Raw genomic sequence first — 18,040 nt, 5'->3', positions numbered from 1 at the left:
CATCAACCTCAGAACAGGTACATCATTGACTGAACAGGGCAAGACCCCCGCAGAGACCAAGGCCGTAGAGAACGCCGCCTCGGAGCAGATGCAGATCCGTCTCGACAAGCGCGCGAAGCTGCTAGAAAGTGGCCGTGAAGCCTACCCGGTAGGTGTTCCCGTTACCCACACCATTACCGAGATTCGTGAAAAGTACGATGGAACTCTTGAAGCTGACCAGACGACCGGCGATATTGTCGGTATCGCTGGGCGCGTAGTGTTCGTGCGTAATACCGGCAAGCTGTGCTTTGCTTCCCTACAGCAGGGTAACGGCACTCGTATTCAGGCCATGATTTCGCTGGCTGGTGTGGGCGAAGAAGCCCTGGCTGATTGGAAGGCTCTGGTTGACCTGGGTGACCATGTGTTTGTTCAGGGTGAAGTTATTTCATCTCGCCGTGGTGAGCTTTCGGTCATGGCCGACAGTTGGCAGATGGCTTCTAAGGCTTTGCGCCCCATGCCCAACCTGCATTCTGACCTCAACGAAGAGACTCGTGTCCGCCAGCGCTACCTGGATTTGATGGTGCGTGATGAGGCCCGCGAGCTGGTCATTAAGCGCGCCAAGATTACTCAGACTGTCCGTAACGTACTGAATAACCACGGCTATATTGAGCTGGAAACTCCGATCCTGCAGCTGATTCACGGTGGTGCGGCAGCGCGTCCCTTTGAGACTCATCTGAATGCTTTTGATCAGCCCATGACCCTGCGTATTGCTACCGAACTCTTCCTCAAGCGCGCCGAAGTCGGTGGCCTAGAACGTGTCTACGAGATTGGCCGTGTATTCCGTAACGAGGGCGTGGACTCCACTCACAGCCCTGAGTTCACCACCCTGGAATGCTATGAGGCTTATGCTGACCAGTTCGTTATGGCCAAGCGTATGCAGGAAATTATTATGGCCTGCGCTGATGCTGTGGGTGTGCACCAGATTGAGACTGAAGCTGGAACCATTGACCTGACCGCTGAGTGGAAGTGGCTGGGTGTCTACCCCGGTCTGTCCGAGGCAGTGGGGGTTGAGATTACTCCTGCAACGAGCGCTGAGGAACTGCGCGCAATCGCGGAGAAGCACTCCGTTGCGGTTGATCCTAAGTGGGATGCCGAGAAGTTAGTCGTGGAGCTCTTCGGTGAGATCGTTGAACCCACCCTGCTGAACCCCACCTTTGTCTATGACTACCCGCCCAGCGCACAGCCTCTGGCCCGTCAGCATCGCTCTGAGAGCAACCTGATTGAAGCGTGGGATCTCATTATCGGTGGCATGGAGCGCGGCACGGCCTTCTCTGAGCTCATTGACCCCGTGATTCAGCGTGAACGGCTCACTGAGCAGTCTAAGCTGGCCGCTGGCGGAGATGACGAAGCCATGCAGCTTGATGAGGACTTCCTGCGTGCCCTGGAGTACGGTGCCCCTCCCATGGGTGGCCTAGGCTTGGGCATTGATCGTTTGATTATGCTCTTTACCGGTGTTGGTATTCGTGAAACTATTCTCTTCCCTTTGATGAAACCCGAAGCTGAATAAGTGAAAAGTAGCCTCTGATTTTTGGCCCGCTCAGCAAAGGCTGGGCGGGCTTTACTCTTGGGTTCTAGGGTAGAGTTCTAGGGTAGATTACCGGGGCTTAAAGAGAGCGAAAGGTTAGAACAGTGGATTTTCTTATTGGGCTAGTGCCCTCCACCTGTGCTGGGGTAGCGCTTTATTTTATTTTGCGGTGGATGAGCCGAGCTGACCGAACAGAAAGAGCCGCGCAGCGTGATATTCAAAAGGATGCTGAGCAGTGGTATCAGTCAGTAAAAAGCTCTGATGGGGCTAGGAATCCTTTTGGCTCCGAAGATTCTTAATAATTTTTTTTGAGGGAAACCCGAGATAAGAATCTGGGCTTTATTTCCTATTTGGTGCAATGATATGTATTATTTATTATTAGTCATCGAGGGTGGCTAACTTCGTTACACACCCCACAGCCCAACCAAAGATTTATTAGTCTTTACTTAGGTACCCGAAGTAGCGGAGTGTATATTCCCTTCATCACCTCATCAAAAGGAGAAAACAATGGCTCAGAAGGTCAAGATTATTCTTGAAGACGATCTCGACGGTGGCCCCGCAGACGAAACCGTACGTTTCGGTCTCGACGGTGGTCAGTTCGAAATTGACCTTTCCAGCGCTAACGCTGCCCGCCTGCGCGATGCCATCCGTCCGTTCGCCGCTAAGGCCCGCCGTGCAAATGGTGCTCAGCGCACCGCTGGCCGTCCGGCTGGTTCACGTACCACCCCCAAGCGCAATCCCGAAATTGCTGAGATTCGCAAGTGGGCGCAGGAGAACGGTCATAACGTTTCTAGCCGCGGACGTATTCACCAGGATATCCAGGATGCTTACTACGCTGCTAAGGGTAAAGAAAACAAGTAAATAGTTTCTTTCCCGTTTTTATGGGGCGGAATACCTTAAGGTATTCCGCCCCATTTCTTTACGGGATTCATTGTGTTTACCCATATCAAGGCATCTAAATTGGCGACAGGTGTTCATTATTTGTGGGCCTAATGGGGGAGGAGTTTTTACTTGAAACTTCCTGGGAGTTCTGAGGGAATGTTTTGTGTAACTCCCTGAGGCCGTGAAAGTGCCATTATTATTTTCTAGCGCCCGATACCGCGCAGGGTTTTTGCTCTCTGATTTTTGACGGGTGGGTGTGGGCTTTCGTTCCCTTGTAGGCGAACACCATTCATTCCGTGGCGAACAGGCCCCCACAGGCTAGAGAACACGCGTAATCTTTTGGGTAATAGTAAGTTTCCAAGGAGTGTTCAATGTTTGAACGGTTTACCGACCGCGCCCGTCGAGTGATTGTGCTTGCCCAAGAAGAGGCACGCATGCTCAACCACAATTACATCGGCACCGAACACATTTTGCTCGGTCTGATCCACGAGGGTGAAGGTATCGCTGCCCGTGCTCTTGAATCGCTCGGGGTGAGCCTCGCCGCTGTCCGTGATCAGGTGCAGGACATCATCGGTTCTGGCGCTCAGGCCTCTAGCGGCCATATCCCTTTTACCCCTCGCGCCAAGAAGGTTCTTGAACTCTCCATGCGTGAGGCTATTCAGCTTAACCACGGCTACATCGGCACCGAACACATTCTGCTCGGTATGGTGCGCGCTAATGAGGGTGTAGGCAACCAGATCCTGACCCAGCTGGGGGCTGAGCCTGCCAAGGTTCGCCAGACCGTGATGGACCTGATTGCCGGCTACCCCGGTAACAACAATGGTGAGGGTGGCAAGGAGACCGCTGGCGTTGGTGCCGGTAATTCCCGTGAGGGCACCCCCGCGGGGTCAGCCATCCTTGACCAGTTCGGCCGTAACCTGACTGCCGCTGCTCGTGAGGGCAAGCTTGACCCCGTGATCGGTCGTCATCAGGAGATGGAGAGGGTTATGCAGGTCCTCTCTCGCCGCACCAAGAACAACCCTGTGCTCATTGGTGAGCCGGGTGTAGGCAAGACCGCTGTGGCTGAGGGCCTTGCCCAGGCTATCGTTCACGGTGATGTTCCTGAAACCCTTAAAGACAAGCACCTTTATACCCTGGATTTGGGTTCTATGGTTGCGGGTTCACGCTACCGCGGTGACTTTGAAGAGCGCATGAAGAAGGTGCTCAAGGAGATCCGCAACCGCGGTGACATCATTCTCTTTATCGACGAGATTCACACCCTGGTTGGTGCCGGTGCAGCTGAGGGCGCCATCGACGCGGCCTCTATTCTCAAGCCCATGCTGGCCCGAGGTGAGCTACAGACCATCGGTGCTACCACCCTGGATGAGTACCGTAAGCACATTGAGAAGGACCCCGCACTGGAGCGCCGTTTCCAGCCGATTCAGGTGGATGAACCGTCACCCGAGCTGGCTGTGGAAATCCTTAAGGGCCTGCGCGATAAGTACGAGGCTCACCACCGCGTCACCATTTCCGATGAGGCTATCGAGACCGCTGTTAACCTGGCCCACCGCTATATCTCAGACCGGTTCCTGCCCGATAAGGCTGTTGACCTGATTGACGAGGCCGGCGCCCGCCTGCGTATTAAGCGTATGACCGCACCCCCGGAAATCAAGATCTTGGAAGAGCGTATTGCTAAGCTCCGTGGCGAGAAGGAAGAGGCTATCTCTGCTAACGAGTTCGAGAAGGCCGCTGACCTGCGTGATCAAGAGCAGAAGCTGATTGCCGAGAAGGACGAGAAAGAAAAGGAATGGCGTAAGGCTGGGGATGCCTTTGGTGAGGTAACCCCCGAGGTTATTGCCGATGTCCTAGCCGCCTCAACTGGCGTTCCTGTCTACAAGATTACTGAAGAAGAGTCCGGTCGTCTGCTCAAGATGGAAGACGAGCTACACAAGCGCGTGATTGGCCAGGAGAACGCTATCAAGGCTCTCTCCCGCTCTATTCGCCGTACCCGCGCCGGTCTGAAAGACCCCAAGCGTCCTGGTGGCTCCTTCATTTTTGCAGGCCCCACCGGTGTCGGTAAGACTGAGCTTGCTAAGGCTCTAGCCGAGTTCCTCTTCGGCGACGAGGATGCCCTTATCACTTTGGACATGTCGGAGTACCAGGAAAAGCATACCGTTTCCCGTCTCTTCGGCGCCCCTCCCGGCTATGTAGGCTACGAGGAGGGTGGCCAGCTGACCGAGAAGGTCCGCCGCAAGCCTTTCTCTGTTGTGCTCTTTGATGAGGTGGAGAAGGCTCACGCTGATCTCTTCAACTCCCTGCTCCAGATTCTTGAGGACGGCCGCCTGACTGACTCACAAGGTCGCGTGGTGGACTTTAAGAACACTGTCATCATCATGACCACCAACCTTGGTTCTCGTGAGATGGCCCGCCGTGTTCCTGTTGGCTTCCAGCAGGTGGGCGACGACGCAGGCACCTACGAGCGTATGCAGGGTCGGGTCATGGAGTCCCTCAAGGAGCACTTCCGCCCCGAGTTCCTGAACCGCGTCGATGACATCATTGTCTTCCCGCAGCTGTCTGAGTCTGAGATTCTGCAGATTGTGGATTTGTTTGTTGCCCGCCTGGCCGTGCGCCTGCGCGAGCAGGATATGTCTATTGAACTGACCGATCAGGCTAAGGCTTTGATGGCCGCTAAGGGCTATGATCCCTCGATGGGTGCCCGCCCCTTGCGTCGTGAGATGCAACGCAACCTGGAGGACCCGCTCTCCGAAAAGATTCTCTTTGGTGAGATCAAGCCCGGTGAGAAGATTACCGTGGACACTGAAGGCGAGGGCGACCTGGCTAAGTTCACCTTTAGCTCTGCCCCTTTGGGTGAGCTGGATAGCGACAGCTTTGACCGTGTCTTTAGCGAAGGTGATCAGAAGGCTGATCAGCCTGCCGTTGCCGAGAGCACGGTGGAAGGTGACAGCCAGCTCTAGACTCTTACCTAAGAAGCCGCCCTGCGCCCTGAGAGGGGAGCCGCAGGGCGGTTTTTAGTAGCTTTGACGTTTACCTAAAATCATTGGCTGATAATTATATATTTATATATTTATATATGTCAAAAATTTTCAGCACTTCAAAATTTTCAGCTAGAATGAATCATATGGTTCATATGAATAAAGTTGTTGATATCGAGAACCTTATTGTATACTTTAGCTCCTTGCTTGATGATAGGGCTTCTGTGAGGAGCTTTTCTCGGGCTCGAGAACAGATGATACTACTCAGGTTTGAGGGTGCTCCTGCTGTTCCCTTAGTCCCTCATGCTGTGGTAACTCTTGAGGAGGCCTTGAAGTATAGGGGCCCATCAGCCCTATTTGTTGTCCGTAAGGTAATGTCAGCGCTGGAACGTGATCACTGGGCTTCAGCTGGAGTAAATTTTATTGACCGTGCAGGTAACTTGCTCATTAAGGGGCGAGGGGTCTATTTGTCGGTTGAAGGCAAAAAGTTACCTCTCAACTTTTCATCTCATGAGGGTGAAAAGAATCGGCCTGGGGCAAAACCTGTTGAGATAAGCCGTGCTTTTTCTGTTGGTGGGCTGAAGGTCCTGTTTGTATTGTTGGTGAAGCCAAATGCACTTAACTGGACCGTTATCAAAATTGCGCAAGCTGCCCGAGTCTCGGTCGGGACTGTTTCTGCTACTTTGAGAGCGCTTGAGGCCGGTGGGTACTTGACCTTCATAGGAAGAGAACGCCGATTACATCGGCGGAGGGAACTGCAAAGACGGTGGGTCGAGCACTATATATCTACTCTGAAGCCGTCTTTGAAGACTCGTCTGGTTACTGGGCTGGACCCTCAAGAATGGCGAAAAGAAGTGGTCGCCGGAAGAGTTCCTGGTGCTGTGCTTGGAGGCGAAAATGCGCTTTCCCTCAAGACAGGCGAGATTGCCCCTCTGGAGACTTTATTTTATGGCTCCCCACCCTGGAAGGACATTACTGTTGCCTACCGGTTAAGGGCGTCGGCCTCAGGGAACACGGAGCTACGTGAGATTTTTTGGGAGCAGGATATTTTGACTCCGGACGGGATTGCCCCCGACCTTCTCGTTTATGCTGACGCCTTGGAAAGCGGGGACTCCCGGCAGGTAGAAATTGCGCAGAAGTTGGTAGGCCGTGATGGCTGAACTCTTTAAGAACTTTAGAGAGGATAAGCCTGAGGAGGTCTTCGCCTACCTTGCCTCGCGCATTCAGAAGTTGGATGAGGTTCTGGGGCGAGGAAACTACATGATGATTGGCGCCTATGTGCGCGACCATTATCTTTTGGAGGCTAAGTTAAAGCCCTATCGCAGTACTCAAGATGTTGACTTTAGCGTTGCGGTTACTGCAGAGGAGGATTTCCTCGAGAAACTCGAGCTCATTGGACGGCAGAGTGGGGCTGGGGCGGGGCAAGGCTCCTCATCAGAGAGATCTGTGCTGTGTAGGATCATGGACGGGGGCGTGGAAGTAGATATCCTTCCCTTTGGTCAGTTTGTTCAGGATGGAATTTATAAACATGGAGAAAAACAATGGGATGTCACCGGGCAAGCTGAGTCTTTTGGGGTTGCTGTGCCTTGGGAGGTGCAAGAGGGCTTTGCTGTCAAGATCCCTCCTCTTCATTGTATGCTGGGCTTAAAGATTATTGCGTGGGGTATACGGCATGAAATATACGGCGATAAAGATGCTGAGGACTTCCACAAACTTCTAGAAGCTGGGGTAAAGCTAGAAGAAAAAAATATTTTTAACTCAGGTGAGGGGAGACCTTACCTTGAAGAGTGTGATTACGACAGCCAAAAAGCTTCGGTGAAGCTCATCTCTGACCGGCTGAGCAGAGACTTTAGGGGGCTTGCCTTGAGTCGATGCCAGGAAATACTGAGTGACGAGGGAGTGCAGGCAGAGTTCGAAAGAGTCTGCCGGAAGAGGAGCATCTCAGCCGGGAGTATCTTTGAGCACGAGTACAGAGAGCGTTTTGACTGTTTCTCGGAAGCATTTTTAGCGAGCCGTGACCTTTTGGAGATGTAATAGGGCTAGTGGGGTGGGAAAGATGCCAAAGCTTGACCAACCTTTCAGCTAGCGCCCAGGTCTTTAAGGACTTGGCTCAAGGCTAGTGGTCAATACTTAAGTCATACGGTTCGACAGAGCCCCTGAAGCAAATGGTCTTAGTGCGTAGGACCGTTCAGGACAAGAAAACTCTTGTGTGTATGTGTGTGTAATGATGTAAATCAGCCCCCTCACCAATAGGTGGAACGGGGGCTGATTTATTTTTAACCTGGCTCATGGGGCAGTAGCCTGGGGGTATGACTTCTTTCCGTGTACGCCGGGCTACCGTGGACGATGTGGCAAATATTCAGGCGCTTGTACGCCCCCTAGCTCTTGAGGGTATCCTCCTTGATAAGGAGGACGTTGCCTACTACGAGGCAATCCAGGAGTTTGTGGTGGCTGAGACCGAAGACGGGCAGATGCTCGGCTGCGGTGCGCTCCATGTGATCTGGCGAAACCTTGCTGAAGTGAGGACTTTAGCTACCGACCCCGCTGCCCGGGGCAGGGGAGTGGGTGCTGCTTTGGTCTCAAATCTGCTAGAGCGTGCCCGGGATTTGGGTGTGGAGAGTGTCTTCTGTTTGACCTTTGAGGTGGACTTCTTTGGGCGATTGGGCTTTAGGGTGATGGAGAACCAGGAAGAGCTTGATCCAGAAACCTACATGCAGCTCCTGCGTTCACACGATGAGGGTGTGGCTGAGTTCTTGGACCTGGCTCGGGTCAAGCCCAATACTCTGGGCAATACCCGCATGATTATCTCCCTCTGAGCCAAGACCTATCAAAATGTTGGCCGCAGCAGTCAGCAAATGACTCGAAGGTATAGAAAGTTTCTTCTGACTTTTGTACTCAACTGCTAGTACTGGCAGGGGTGGCTGTCTCTGTTCCCGGTTCTTAGCAACCTAGAGCGATATCAAGCCCCCGCTGTGTTCCTTGGCGAGACCATCAGCGACTAGCCCCAAGTAGCACCGTTCTACCTGCTCAGAGGTGGGGGAGAGCTTCTGTAATTTTTCTACGGCAGGAACCAGCTCGGTGGGCACCACAAAATCAAGCTGGCCCGGTGCAGTGAGTAAACGCGAGGGAACCGGGGCTAGGGCCGCACGGAGTACACCCAGCATGGCACCCCGCAACTGGCGGTCGGTCCCAGCCCAGGCCTGACCCTTAGGCTGGTAGTCAGCCTCCGGTTTTCCTGCGGCCACCCAGGCACAAGCATCAGCCACGGGGCAGGAAGCGCAATCCGGTGACTTAGCAGTGCAGATAAGAGCACCCAACTCCATCACCGATACATTCCACAGGCAAGAAGTAGGGGTATCAGCGGGCATGAGCTCGTCGGCTAGCCGGGTTTCAGCTGCCGTGAGAGAAGGCCCCGGTAAAGCTCTACCCGAGACCAAGCGGGCGTGAATCCTGCGGATATTGGTGTCAATCACCGTAGCCCGGTTGCCAAAAGCAAACACAGAAATAGCCGCCGCCGTATAGGAACCCACACCGGGAAGGTCAAGCAGCTCATCATAGGTGCTGGGTACCTGGCCTCCGTGGCGCTCAACAATAGCCTGAGCGGCAGCGTGCAGACGCAAAGCGCGGCGCGGGTAGCCCAGACGCCCCCAAGCGCGTACTGCCTCCGCGGAATCCTCAGCCGCCAAATCAGCAGGGGTGGGCCAGCGATCCAGCCATACTTCCCAGACCGGCAGTACCCGCTTGACAGGGGTCTGCTGCAGCATAAATTCGCTGACCATGACCTCCCAGGAAGAGTTCTCACCGGTGCGCCAGGGCAAATCACGCCGGTTCTCTAAGTACCAGGAATTGATGCGGGCATGAAGAGCGTTGAGGTCCTGTGGAGCTAAACCGCTCAGAGGCAGAGTAAAAGACACCCCAACACTCTAAAACACGATTGACTTAACCCCCTAATAGGGGCTTAAAAGCTCCTATCTTGGCCTAGAAGACGGTAGTCTAGAGGTATGTCTGAAAACCTTGATTCACCGGTAGAAGAGGTTTCACCCGAAATCTACCGCCGCCGCCGCATTGTCGCCCTGCTCGTTCTTGTTTTTATCCTGCTCTTGATTATCGGGCTCATCAGCCTGCTGGCCGGTCGCGGAAAGAACACCGAGAGCGCCTCAACCGCCGCTAGCGCTTCTACCAGCGCCGCAGCCTTTAGCGATTTTAGCGAGCGTCCTAGCGAATCAGCATCTGCTTCTGAGAGCGCAAAATCGGACGAAAGCTCCGCTTCTGAAAGCGCCAAAGCCGATGACAGCTCAGCGTCAGATGAAGCCAGCAAGAAGGCAGAGGAAGAGTCTGATCAGGAGTCAGCTAAGCCCTCTGATGAAGCCAGTGAGGACGCTGAAGCCACACCTTCTGCTGAACCCAGCGAGGCCCCCGCTGTAGCAGCTGCCTGCACCGCAGCAGACCTACAGGTCAGCATCACCTCTGATAGCCCAACCTACGCCGCAGGCCAGAACCCCGCACTCGCTGTAACCTACACCAACACATCAGGTAACCCCTGCATCGTTACCGGTGGCGCTAACAACGTGGATGTCAACATCACCTCCGGCCCCGCCCAGGTCTACAACTACGCTCAGTGCTACGCTAACCCCGTTGCAGACGCCGAAGTCGCGGCCGGTGCCACCAACACCACCCCGCTGACCTGGAACCGCTCACTGAATGTCCTCGGCTGCAACACCACCGCAACCATCCAGCCCGGCCACTACTGGGCAACCGCAAGTGTCAACGGTGTAGCCTCACAGCCCATCCGCATCATCGTCACCGGCTAAACCCTAAGGGTTTTCTCTTCCGGTGCCCCGGCATACTCTGCCGGGGCACCGGTCTTTAAGGCAGGAAACAGTCGGGTGCACTAAAATAGGTGGGGTGCTAACGGTTTATAGTGATTCCCTGCTGAAAACAATCGCCCAGATTGCCCCCGGTACGGAGCTACGCGAGGGGCTCGAACGTATCCTACGCGGTCGTACCGGTGCCCTCATCGTGCTGGGCAATGACAAGACCGTTGCCCACATGTCCTCAGGCGGCTTCGTCATCAACACCGAATTCTCGGCAACCCGCGTGCGCGAACTCGCCAAAATGGACGGTGCCATCATCTGCGACCGCGATGCCTCAACCCTATTAGCAGCAGGGGTCCAGCTCCTACCCGACCCCTCTATCGACACCAACGAATCCGGCACCCGCCACCGCACCGCCGAACGAGTCGCCAAACAAACAGGATTCCCCGTTATCGCAGTCAGCGCCTCCATGTCACTGATCTCGGTCTACACCGAAGGAATCCGCTACACGGTCGAAGACGCCCAATCTCTGATGAGCCGCGCCAACCAGGCCATCAGAACCCTCGACAGCTACACCGAACGCCTAGAACAGGTGCTCCACCAGCTTTCCTCCCTCGAAATCGAAGCCAACGTAACCCTGCGCGACGTAGCCAGCACCCTCCAGCGTATGGAAATGGTGCGACGCATCGCAGTAGAAGCCGGGCACTATGTTGTAGAACTGGGCGATGTAGGCCGACTGGTCGCCCTCCAGCTCGAAGAACTAGCCACCCACGACCTGCCCGAAAGCTGGGTCGTGCTCCGTGACTACCTGCCCGCAGACATCACCCCCGAAGAGCTCCAAAAAGCCGTAGCTGCCCTGCAAGAGCTCAACGACAAAGAAATCGTTGACTTACTCGTTATCGCCCGCACCGTGGGACTTGGCGAAGAACTCAGCGCCTCCCTACATCCCCACGGACACCGCCTACTAGCAGGAATCAAAACAATGCCCGGAGCAGTCGCAGACCGCCTAGTAGACCGCTTTGACGGCCTCCAATCCCTCATGGCCGCCAGCCTCGATGACCTACGCGCCGTAGAAGGAATCGGGGAACAAAGAGCACGCGTCATCCGCGAATCACTCTCCCGCATGGCAGAAAGTTCCCTGCTCGAACGGTTCATGTAGGTCTCCACCCCGCACCGGTCAGCCGGTAGCTAAGTCACACCTAAAATGTCAGCCCCCGGCTTTATGCTGTGACTATGGCTACCCGAAAAAACACCCGCTCCCGCTCCACCAATGCCTACCGGTGCACCGAATGCGGCTGGACCACCGCTAAATGGGTAGGCCGCTGCGGCGAATGCCAGTCCTGGGGCACCGTCGAAGAAGCCGCCACCGGTGCCATCGCCGCCAAAACCACCGTAGCCTCCAGCGTCCAAACCCCCGCACAACCCATCGGGGCAGTCGACTCCACCGTCGCCCAATATATGAGCACCTGCAACCCCGAATTCGACAGGGTCCTCGGCGGCGGGCTCGTCCCCGGCGCAGTCATCCTCATGGCTGGTGAACCCGGCGTCGGTAAATCCACCCTCCTACTCGATGTAGCTGCCACCTTCGCCCGCGGCAAAGCCACCGGCAAAGCACACAACGTCCTCTACATCACCGGCGAAGAATCCGCCGCCCAGGTCAAACTCCGCGCCGACCGCATCGGCGCACTCGCCGACACCCTCTACCTCACCAGCGAAACAGACCTCGGCACAGCCCTCGCCCACATCGAACAGGTTAGCCCTGACCTGCTCATCATTGACTCCGTGCAAACCCTAGCCTCCACAGACGTTGAGGGGAGCGCAGGCGGCGTAACCCAGGTGCGAGAAGTCGCCGCCAGCATCATCGCCGCCGCCAAACGCCGCAACATGTGCACTCTCCTGGTCGGGCACGTCACCAAAGAAGGCACCATCGCCGGCCCCCGCCTCCTAGAACACCTGGTCGATGTCGTCTGCCAATTCGAAGGCGACAAACACTCCCACATCCGCATGCTCCGCGCCATCAAAAACCGCTTCGGCCCCACCGACGAAGTCGGCTGCTTCGACATGCACGAAGACGGCATAGCACCCGTCACCGATCCCTCCGGCCTCTTCGTCTCCCGCACCCCCCACCCGGTGGCCGGAACCTGCGTCACTGTCACCATGGAAGGCCGCCGCCCCCTCCTAGCAGAAGTCCAAGCCCTCCTCGACCAAAGCGCAACACCCCAGCCCCGCCGAGCAACCAGCGGCCTAGATAGCTCCCGCATCTCTATGCTGCTCGCCGTCCTCCAAAAACGAGCCGGCTTCAGCGTGGGAAAACTCGACTGTTACATCTCAACCGTAGGTGGCGCCAAAATCTCCGAGCCCTCCGCAGACCTCGCCTGCGTCATAGCCCTCGCCTCAGCCGCCCAAGACAAACCACTCCCACGCAAACTTGCAGTCTTCGGAGAAGTAGGTCTAGCCGGTGAAGTCAGAGCCGTACCGGGCATCCGCCAACGCATTGCAGAAGTAGGACGCCTGGGCTTCACCCACGTCATTGTTCCTGCATCCCCGGCAGGTGTGGGCGACGTCCCCGCCGGCGTATCGGTGCGCGAAGTGGCATCGCTGGGGGAGGCCCTGGCCCTGCTCTTTCCCAACGCTGGGAATTAGTTATCGTGATATTCTGCCCAGTACTGGTGCCTGCCAAGATCCCTTAAACGCCAGCCCCGAGCCAGTTGGCAGGGACTTACACTGGGCTTTGCTCGGTATCATGCCCGCTAACTTCCCTTAAACGCCAGCCCCGAGCCAGTTAGCGGGCACGATACCGAGCTGGGCAACTGCCCTAGAAGACCAGCCCCGCATCAGCTAGTGGGCACGATACCGAGCTGGGGAACCTACTTCTCGGTCTCAATATTCTGCTCAATAAGGGCTAGCTGCTGGGTATTTAGCTCCTGCTGTTTCTCCACGCGGGCAAGGCCAGCCGTCAGCTCTGGAGCCACCTTCACAGTTGCCTGTGGCCCCGTAGGCTCCTGCCTACCAGACCGTGCAGAAGCCCGGTCCTTAGCCCGCAAAACAATAGTAAGCTGTTGCGTATCGGCCCGGTGCTTTTCCTCAACCAAGGGCTGCTGAGCCGATTTCAAGGGGCTAGGCTGAACCGGAATCATACTGGTAGTCGGAGCGTGCTCAGTCATAGAATCACCCAGCGGAACCAGCATAGACTCCGCCTCCGCATGAGTCAGCCCCGAGGCCTCCAAAAGATCCACCACCAGCGGGCGCAACATTAAAACCAGGGCTTCCGCCTCCATACTCTGAACACCCATCATGTGTGGCTCTAACCGCCCCGCTAAGAGCGACAAATTCTGGCGTGCCTGCATCATGCAGGCTGAACGGGTTTTAGCCTCCGGCGCAGACATACCTTCACCTAAAATCCCGATAGCATCACCAATGTGGGTAAGGGCCTGGGCAATTGAGCTAATTGCCCGATGCGAAATCTGCACGTTATTAATGGTCGAAGCCATACGACGATTAAGCACCCGGGTATTACGGATCGCATAGTCAATCTTGCTTAGAACCTGACTATAGCCTTCCAGCTCTTTCATGTGTGACCGACCGGTCCAGGCCAACTGAGCCATCCCCTTAGAGGTAATAATGTCCTTCTCACAGGTGGTATAGAGAGGCTGAAGCCTACGGGCACTACCCAGTGCATACCAGGCTTCCTTACCGTCATAATGCTCCATTGCCGTCCCAGCATCACGGAAAACAGAGGCAAAAGCACTCATCAACTTGCGGGCGTTCTCACGCGGAGTTCTGCGCGGATCCTTAGGGAAGAGAAACATCAACAAGAAAGCGCACAAGCCACCCACAATCCCGTCAAGACTGCGGCCAAAAGGCCCGTCCGCATTAGGTGGTAGCAAGACAACCAGGCAAGACTGCAAACCCATCTGAATAGTAAAAAGAATCCCGTTATCCAAGAACCGGGCCAACATAATCGACAGGAACATCACTAAGCCAGCCTGCCAAATCCCTTGACCCAGAACTATCATCATGAGGTCACCCATCAAAATACCCAGCGTCACCCCAAAAGAAACCTCAAGGATACGGCGGGCATGCGTAGCACCCGTGATATAGCCCAGCGACACAATTGCAGCGGTCGCGGCAAAAATCGGTTGCCTATGGCCCAGAACTTGCTCAGCAAAGAGATAAGCGCCAATACCAGAGACCACAATCTGAAGGGACTGGAAGAACCCCTCCCTCATACGAATCACACCCAGGCGACCCCGGTGCGCTGCCTTCTTCCTGATGACACTAACCTGCTGACCAAAACACATGCCTACCATTCTAGTAGGAGCCCATCACCACCCCACCTTCCCAGTCTTAACGCCCACTGTGCGCCCTCTGTTCACCCACCGTTTACTCAGTGCTAGCCCACCTGCTACCTAAGCTCCCTAAAGTCGTAGACGTTAGATACCTGACCAACTGTTCAACGGTTGTCGGCCCCACTCAAACACGGTCGGCACAAGAGAGCACACAAACCAAAGGATCCTCATACCGTGAAGGCTAAGTCACTCGCTCGCTGGAGCTCACTTGCATTTGTTGGCGCACTCGCCCTCACCGCTTGCGGCTCAGATAACGCAACCGGAACCGGCTCCAGCGCCGGTGGTAGCTCGTCCTCCCTCCCCTCAAGCGCCCTGACCGGTGTTGGCGCATCCTCACAGCAGGCAGCCATCACCGCCTGGGAAACCGGCTTCGCCAACATCGGCGGTACCGTCCAGTACTCACCCGATGGCTCCGGTGCTGGCCGTGAGGCCTTTCTGGCTGGTGGCGCCGCTTTCGCAGGCTCCGACCGCGCCCTCAAGACCGAAGAGTGGGAAAAATCCAAGGAAGTCTGCGGCCCCGACGGCGCAATCAACATCCCGGTCTACATCTCACCCGTTGCTATTGCCTTCAACCTGCCCGGCATTGACTCCCTCAACCTCGATGGCGAAACCATGGCCAAAATTTTCAAGGGTGAAATCACCACCTGGAAGGATGCAGCTATCGCCTCCCAGAACGAGGGCGTCACCCTGCCCGACACCAAGATCACCGTGGTACACCGCTCCGATGACTCCGGTACCACCGAGAACTTCACCGAGTACCTGCAAGCCGCCTCCAACGGCGCCTGGGACGTAGAAGCAGACGGTAACTGGCCCTCCCAGTACTCCGGCGAATCTAACAAGGGCACCTCCGGTGTTGTCTCCACCACCTCATCTACCGAGGGCGCTATCACCTACGCTGATGCCTCCGCTATCGGCAACCTCGGCAAGGTAAACGTCAAGGTCGGCGATGATTACGTTGAGCTCTCCGCAGAGACTGCCGCAAAAGCCGTTGAACTTTCAGAGCGGGTAGGCGGCATGAACGAGAAGGACATGGCAATCCAGGTCAACCGCACCCCCGAAGACCCCACGGCCTACCCCGTAGTCCTGGTCTCCTACCACATCGTCTGCTCCGGCTACTCAGATGAGGACAAGGCAAGCCTAGTCAAGGCCTACGAGAGCTACGTCGTCAGCGAGCAGGGCCAGAAGGACGCCGCAGACGCAGCCTCATCTGCCCCTCTGACATCGGCGCTGAGCACTGATGCCCAGAAGGCAGTCGAGTCCATCACCGTTACTAAGTAACTCTCACCCCGCCAACGGTGCGGCTAGTTGTGATAACTAGCCGCACCGTCCCAGTAAGACAAGGCCAAAGGCTCAAATCAATTACTATGTCAACTACCGAAGTATCGCAGCATGGCCCAGCAGGTGGCCGCGCGAAAACTCAAGACCTGCCCGCTGTCGGCAACCCAGCGGCCGACAAAATTTTCTCGGGTATTTCCCTGGGTGCGGGTGTCCTAATCCTAGTCGTTCTTGCAGCTGTTGCTATCTTCCTGGTGGCTCAGGCTCTACCGGTCTTCACCTCTGACCCGGCTGAACTGCCCAGCGGTAGTTTTGTTCAGTACATCGGGCCGCTGGCTATCGGCACACTGATTGCCTCGGCTATCGCCCTACTCCTTGCCACCCCTATCGGTATTGGTGTAGCGCTCTTTATCTCCCACTACGCCCCGCGTAAGCTGGCCCAGAGCATCGGCTACGTCATTGACCTGCTAGCAGCTATCCCCTCCGTTATCTTCGGTGCCTGGGGCGCCTCGGTGCTAGCGCCCAAGATTGTTCCTTTCTACGACTGGCTAGCAACCTACTGTGGTTTCCTGCCCATCTTTGCCGGTCCCGCCTCGCAGACCGGTAAAACCATCCTGACCGCGGGCATCGTGCTGGGCATCATGATTCTGCCCATCATCACCTCCATGTGCCGTGAGATTTTTGTTCAGACCCCGCTCCTGCAACAGGAAGCCGCCCTGGGGCTAGGTGCAACTCGCTGGGAAATGATACGGATGACGGTCCTTCCTTTTGCCCGCGGCGGCATCATCTCATCGGTCATGCTAGCCCTAGGTCGCGCCCTGGGCGAAACCATGGCTGTGACCCTGGTACTAGCCTCCGGCCCACTGACCGCTTCACTCATCACCTCAGGTAACCAAACCTTCGCCTCGGAAATCGCCCTGAACTTCCCCGAAGCCTACGGGCTACGCATGTCAGAGCTGATTGCCGCCGGTATGGTGCTCTTCGTCATCACCCTCATGGTCAATATCATGGCCCGCATGATTGTGTCCCGCTACAAGGACTTCTCAGGAGCTAACTAATGTCTGTAGCTAGCAGCAAATCCCGCTTTACCAGCCGCCAGGCCCCCCGCTGGCTTGCTCCGGCTGTTGGTCTGGGCGCTCTTATCCTGGGCGCTGCAGCCAGCTCCCTCATGGGTTTCTCCATAGCAACCTTCGCTGTTTTCTCCGCGCTCATCTTTGTCCTGGCCGGGCCACTAGCCCTAGGCTCCATTGAAGGCAAACGAAAGGGTCAGGACGCCTTTGCCAGCTACCTGGTCTATGGCACCTTCCTTCTAGCTCTGCTACCCCTGGTGTCGGTTCTCTACACCGTACTCGCCCGGGGCATCCCCGGCCTCTCCGGTAACTTCCTGAGTACATCCATGAAGGGCGTCACCGGCGTCCACGACAACGCGGCAGCCGAGGGCACCGGACCGGTACTGGGCGGTATCTACCACGCCATCCTTGGCACCTTAGAGATCACCCTGCTTGCCACCGTGATCTCTGTGCCGATTGGCCTACTAACCGCTATCTACCTGGTTGAATACGGCCAGGGTAAATGGTTGTCCAAAGCAATTACCTTCTTCGTGGACGTTATGACGGGTATCCCCTCAATCGTGGCCGGTCTTTTTGCCGCCTCTTTCTTCGCCCTTATCTCGGGTGACCCTATGAACCGTATGGGTCTGGTCGCTGCGGTAGCGCTATCGGTGCTCATGATTCCCACCGTAGTTCGTAACGCCGAAGAAATGCTCCGAATCGTGCCCAACGAACTGCGTGAAGCGGCCTACGCGCTGGGCGTGCGTAAATGGCGAACCATCATGAAAGTCGTCATCCCTACCGCAATCTCAGGTATCGCATCCGGTGTCACCCTGGCTATCGCCCGAGTTATCGGTGAAACCGCCCCGATTCTGGTAACCGCAGGCTTCGTCACCTCCATCAACTGGAACGCCCTGGGCGGCTGGATGGCCACACTACCCACCTACATCTACTACCAGATCATGTCACCGACCAGCCCCACCGCAGCCGGAGTTTCCGAGACCCGCGCCTGGGCGGCGGCACTGATTCTGATTCTGATTGTGATGATCCTGAACCTAACAGCCCGCCTTATCGCCAAATTCTTCGCCCCCAAGACCGGGCGTTAAGCACCCGGCCCGAGCGGCCTCCCTCTTTA

At 56.2% G+C, this 18,040-nt stretch carries 14 protein-coding genes; 12 read left to right on the top strand and 2 right to left on the bottom strand.

Translation table 11 applies throughout. The features are described from left to right. Window positions 1-88: 88 nt before the first annotated feature. From lysS to ACN085_RS06210, 6 genes are all read left to right on the top strand, one after another. On the top strand, window positions 89-1,546 hold the full coding sequence (lysS, locus tag ACN085_RS06235) for a lysine--tRNA ligase (protein WP_419099442.1): 1,458 nt from the start codon (window positions 89-91) through the stop codon (window positions 1,544-1,546). A gap of 525 nt (window positions 1,547-2,071) precedes the next feature. Then, window positions 2,072-2,425 carry a histone-like nucleoid-structuring protein Lsr2 gene (locus tag ACN085_RS06230; RefSeq protein ID WP_419099022.1) on the top strand — a complete coding sequence of 118 codons (354 nt, stop codon included), beginning with the start codon at window positions 2,072-2,074 and terminating at the stop codon, window positions 2,423-2,425. A gap of 392 nt (window positions 2,426-2,817) precedes the next feature. After that, on the top strand, window positions 2,818-5,400 hold the full coding sequence (locus ACN085_RS06225; protein WP_419110936.1) for an ATP-dependent Clp protease ATP-binding subunit: 2,583 nt from the start codon (window positions 2,818-2,820) through the stop codon (window positions 5,398-5,400). A gap of 83 nt (window positions 5,401-5,483) precedes the next feature. Then, entirely contained in the window at window positions 5,484-6,578 is a 1,095-nt protein-coding gene (locus ACN085_RS06220; protein WP_419110935.1) for a type IV toxin-antitoxin system AbiEi family antitoxin, read from the top strand. Then, window positions 6,571-7,452: a hypothetical protein gene (locus ACN085_RS06215; protein WP_419110934.1), complete on the top strand. Its 882-nt coding sequence runs from the start codon at window positions 6,571-6,573 to the stop codon at window positions 7,450-7,452. The genes ACN085_RS06220 and ACN085_RS06215 overlap by 8 nt, the downstream gene beginning before the upstream one ends. Window positions 7,453-7,727: 275 nt before the next feature. Continuing rightward, window positions 7,728-8,234, top strand: coding sequence for an amino-acid N-acetyltransferase (locus ACN085_RS06210; protein WP_419099024.1), 507 nt, complete (start codon window positions 7,728-7,730; stop codon window positions 8,232-8,234). 132 nt (window positions 8,235-8,366) lie between these two features. Here ACN085_RS06210 and ACN085_RS06205 read toward each other — a convergent pair whose 3' ends face one another. Continuing rightward, window positions 8,367-9,332: an A/G-specific adenine glycosylase gene (locus ACN085_RS06205; protein WP_419110933.1), complete on the bottom strand. Its 966-nt coding sequence runs from the start codon at window positions 9,330-9,332 to the stop codon at window positions 8,367-8,369. Between the two features lie 87 nt (window positions 9,333-9,419). Between ACN085_RS06205 and ACN085_RS06200 the strand changes: the two genes are divergently transcribed. From ACN085_RS06200 to radA, 3 genes are all read left to right on the top strand, one after another. Continuing rightward, window positions 9,420-10,229: a hypothetical protein gene (locus ACN085_RS06200; RefSeq protein ID WP_419110932.1), complete on the top strand. Its 810-nt coding sequence runs from the start codon at window positions 9,420-9,422 to the stop codon at window positions 10,227-10,229. Window positions 10,230-10,323: 94 nt separating this feature from the next. Further along, on the top strand, window positions 10,324-11,391 hold the full coding sequence (gene disA / locus ACN085_RS06195; protein WP_419110931.1) for a DNA integrity scanning diadenylate cyclase DisA: 1,068 nt from the start codon (window positions 10,324-10,326) through the stop codon (window positions 11,389-11,391). A 74-nt stretch (window positions 11,392-11,465) separates the two neighbouring features. After that, window positions 11,466-12,875, top strand: coding sequence for a DNA repair protein RadA (gene radA, locus ACN085_RS06190; protein ID WP_419110930.1), 1,410 nt, complete (start codon window positions 11,466-11,468; stop codon window positions 12,873-12,875). A gap of 224 nt (window positions 12,876-13,099) precedes the next feature. On the opposite strand, the gene ACN085_RS06185 is transcribed toward radA, so the two are convergent. Further along, window positions 13,100-14,533, bottom strand: a complete 1,434-nt coding sequence (locus ACN085_RS06185; RefSeq protein ID WP_419110929.1) for an FUSC family protein — start codon at window positions 14,531-14,533, stop codon at window positions 13,100-13,102. A 222-nt stretch (window positions 14,534-14,755) separates the two neighbouring features. Here ACN085_RS06185 and pstS point away from each other — a divergent pair, with 222 nt between their 5' ends. The 3 genes from pstS (at window position 14,756) to pstA (ending at window position 18,011) form a co-directional block, all read left to right on the top strand. Then, window positions 14,756-15,859 carry a phosphate ABC transporter substrate-binding protein PstS gene (gene pstS / locus ACN085_RS06180; RefSeq protein WP_419110928.1) on the top strand — a complete coding sequence of 368 codons (1,104 nt, stop codon included), beginning with the start codon at window positions 14,756-14,758 and terminating at the stop codon, window positions 15,857-15,859. Window positions 15,860-15,945: 86 nt separating this feature from the next. Then, window positions 15,946-16,914, top strand: a complete 969-nt coding sequence (pstC, locus tag ACN085_RS06175; protein ID WP_419099031.1) for a phosphate ABC transporter permease subunit PstC — start codon at window positions 15,946-15,948, stop codon at window positions 16,912-16,914. Further along, on the top strand, window positions 16,914-18,011 hold the full coding sequence (pstA, locus tag ACN085_RS06170) for a phosphate ABC transporter permease PstA (protein WP_419110927.1): 1,098 nt from the start codon (window positions 16,914-16,916) through the stop codon (window positions 18,009-18,011). Before pstC ends, pstA begins: the two co-directional genes overlap by 1 nt. Window positions 18,012-18,040: the final 29 nt, after the last annotated feature.

This window comes from Rothia sp. P4278, assembly GCF_048512945.1.
Lineage (GTDB): Bacteria > Actinomycetota > Actinomycetes > Actinomycetales > Micrococcaceae > Rothia.
Note: the sequence above shows the minus strand (reverse complement) of the source record. Positions and strands in the feature narration are given on the sequence as shown.

Bases quoted from the DNA above. Each gene is read 5' to 3' on its own strand.
- ACN085_RS06230 (WP_419099022.1), top strand. From the start codon at position 2,072: ATGGCTCAGAAGGTCAAGATTATTCTTGAAGACGATCTCGACGGTGGC.
- pstC (WP_419099031.1), top strand. From the start codon at position 15,946: ATGTCAACTACCGAAGTATCGCAGCATGGCCCAGCAGGTGGCCGCGCG.
- ACN085_RS06225 (WP_419110936.1), top strand. From the start codon at position 2,818: ATGTTTGAACGGTTTACCGACCGCGCCCGTCGAGTGATTGTGCTTGCC.
- lysS (WP_419099442.1), top strand. From the start codon at position 89: ATGCAGATCCGTCTCGACAAGCGCGCGAAGCTGCTAGAAAGTGGCCGT.
- radA (WP_419110930.1), top strand. From the start codon at position 11,466: ATGGCTACCCGAAAAAACACCCGCTCCCGCTCCACCAATGCCTACCGG.
- ACN085_RS06200 (WP_419110932.1), top strand. From the start codon at position 9,420: ATGTCTGAAAACCTTGATTCACCGGTAGAAGAGGTTTCACCCGAAATC.
- ACN085_RS06210 (WP_419099024.1), top strand. From the start codon at position 7,728: ATGACTTCTTTCCGTGTACGCCGGGCTACCGTGGACGATGTGGCAAAT.
- ACN085_RS06215 (WP_419110934.1), top strand. From the start codon at position 6,571: ATGGCTGAACTCTTTAAGAACTTTAGAGAGGATAAGCCTGAGGAGGTC.
- pstA (WP_419110927.1), top strand. From the start codon at position 16,914: ATGTCTGTAGCTAGCAGCAAATCCCGCTTTACCAGCCGCCAGGCCCCC.
- ACN085_RS06185 (WP_419110929.1), bottom strand. From the start codon at position 14,533: ATGTGTTTTGGTCAGCAGGTTAGTGTCATCAGGAAGAAGGCAGCGCAC.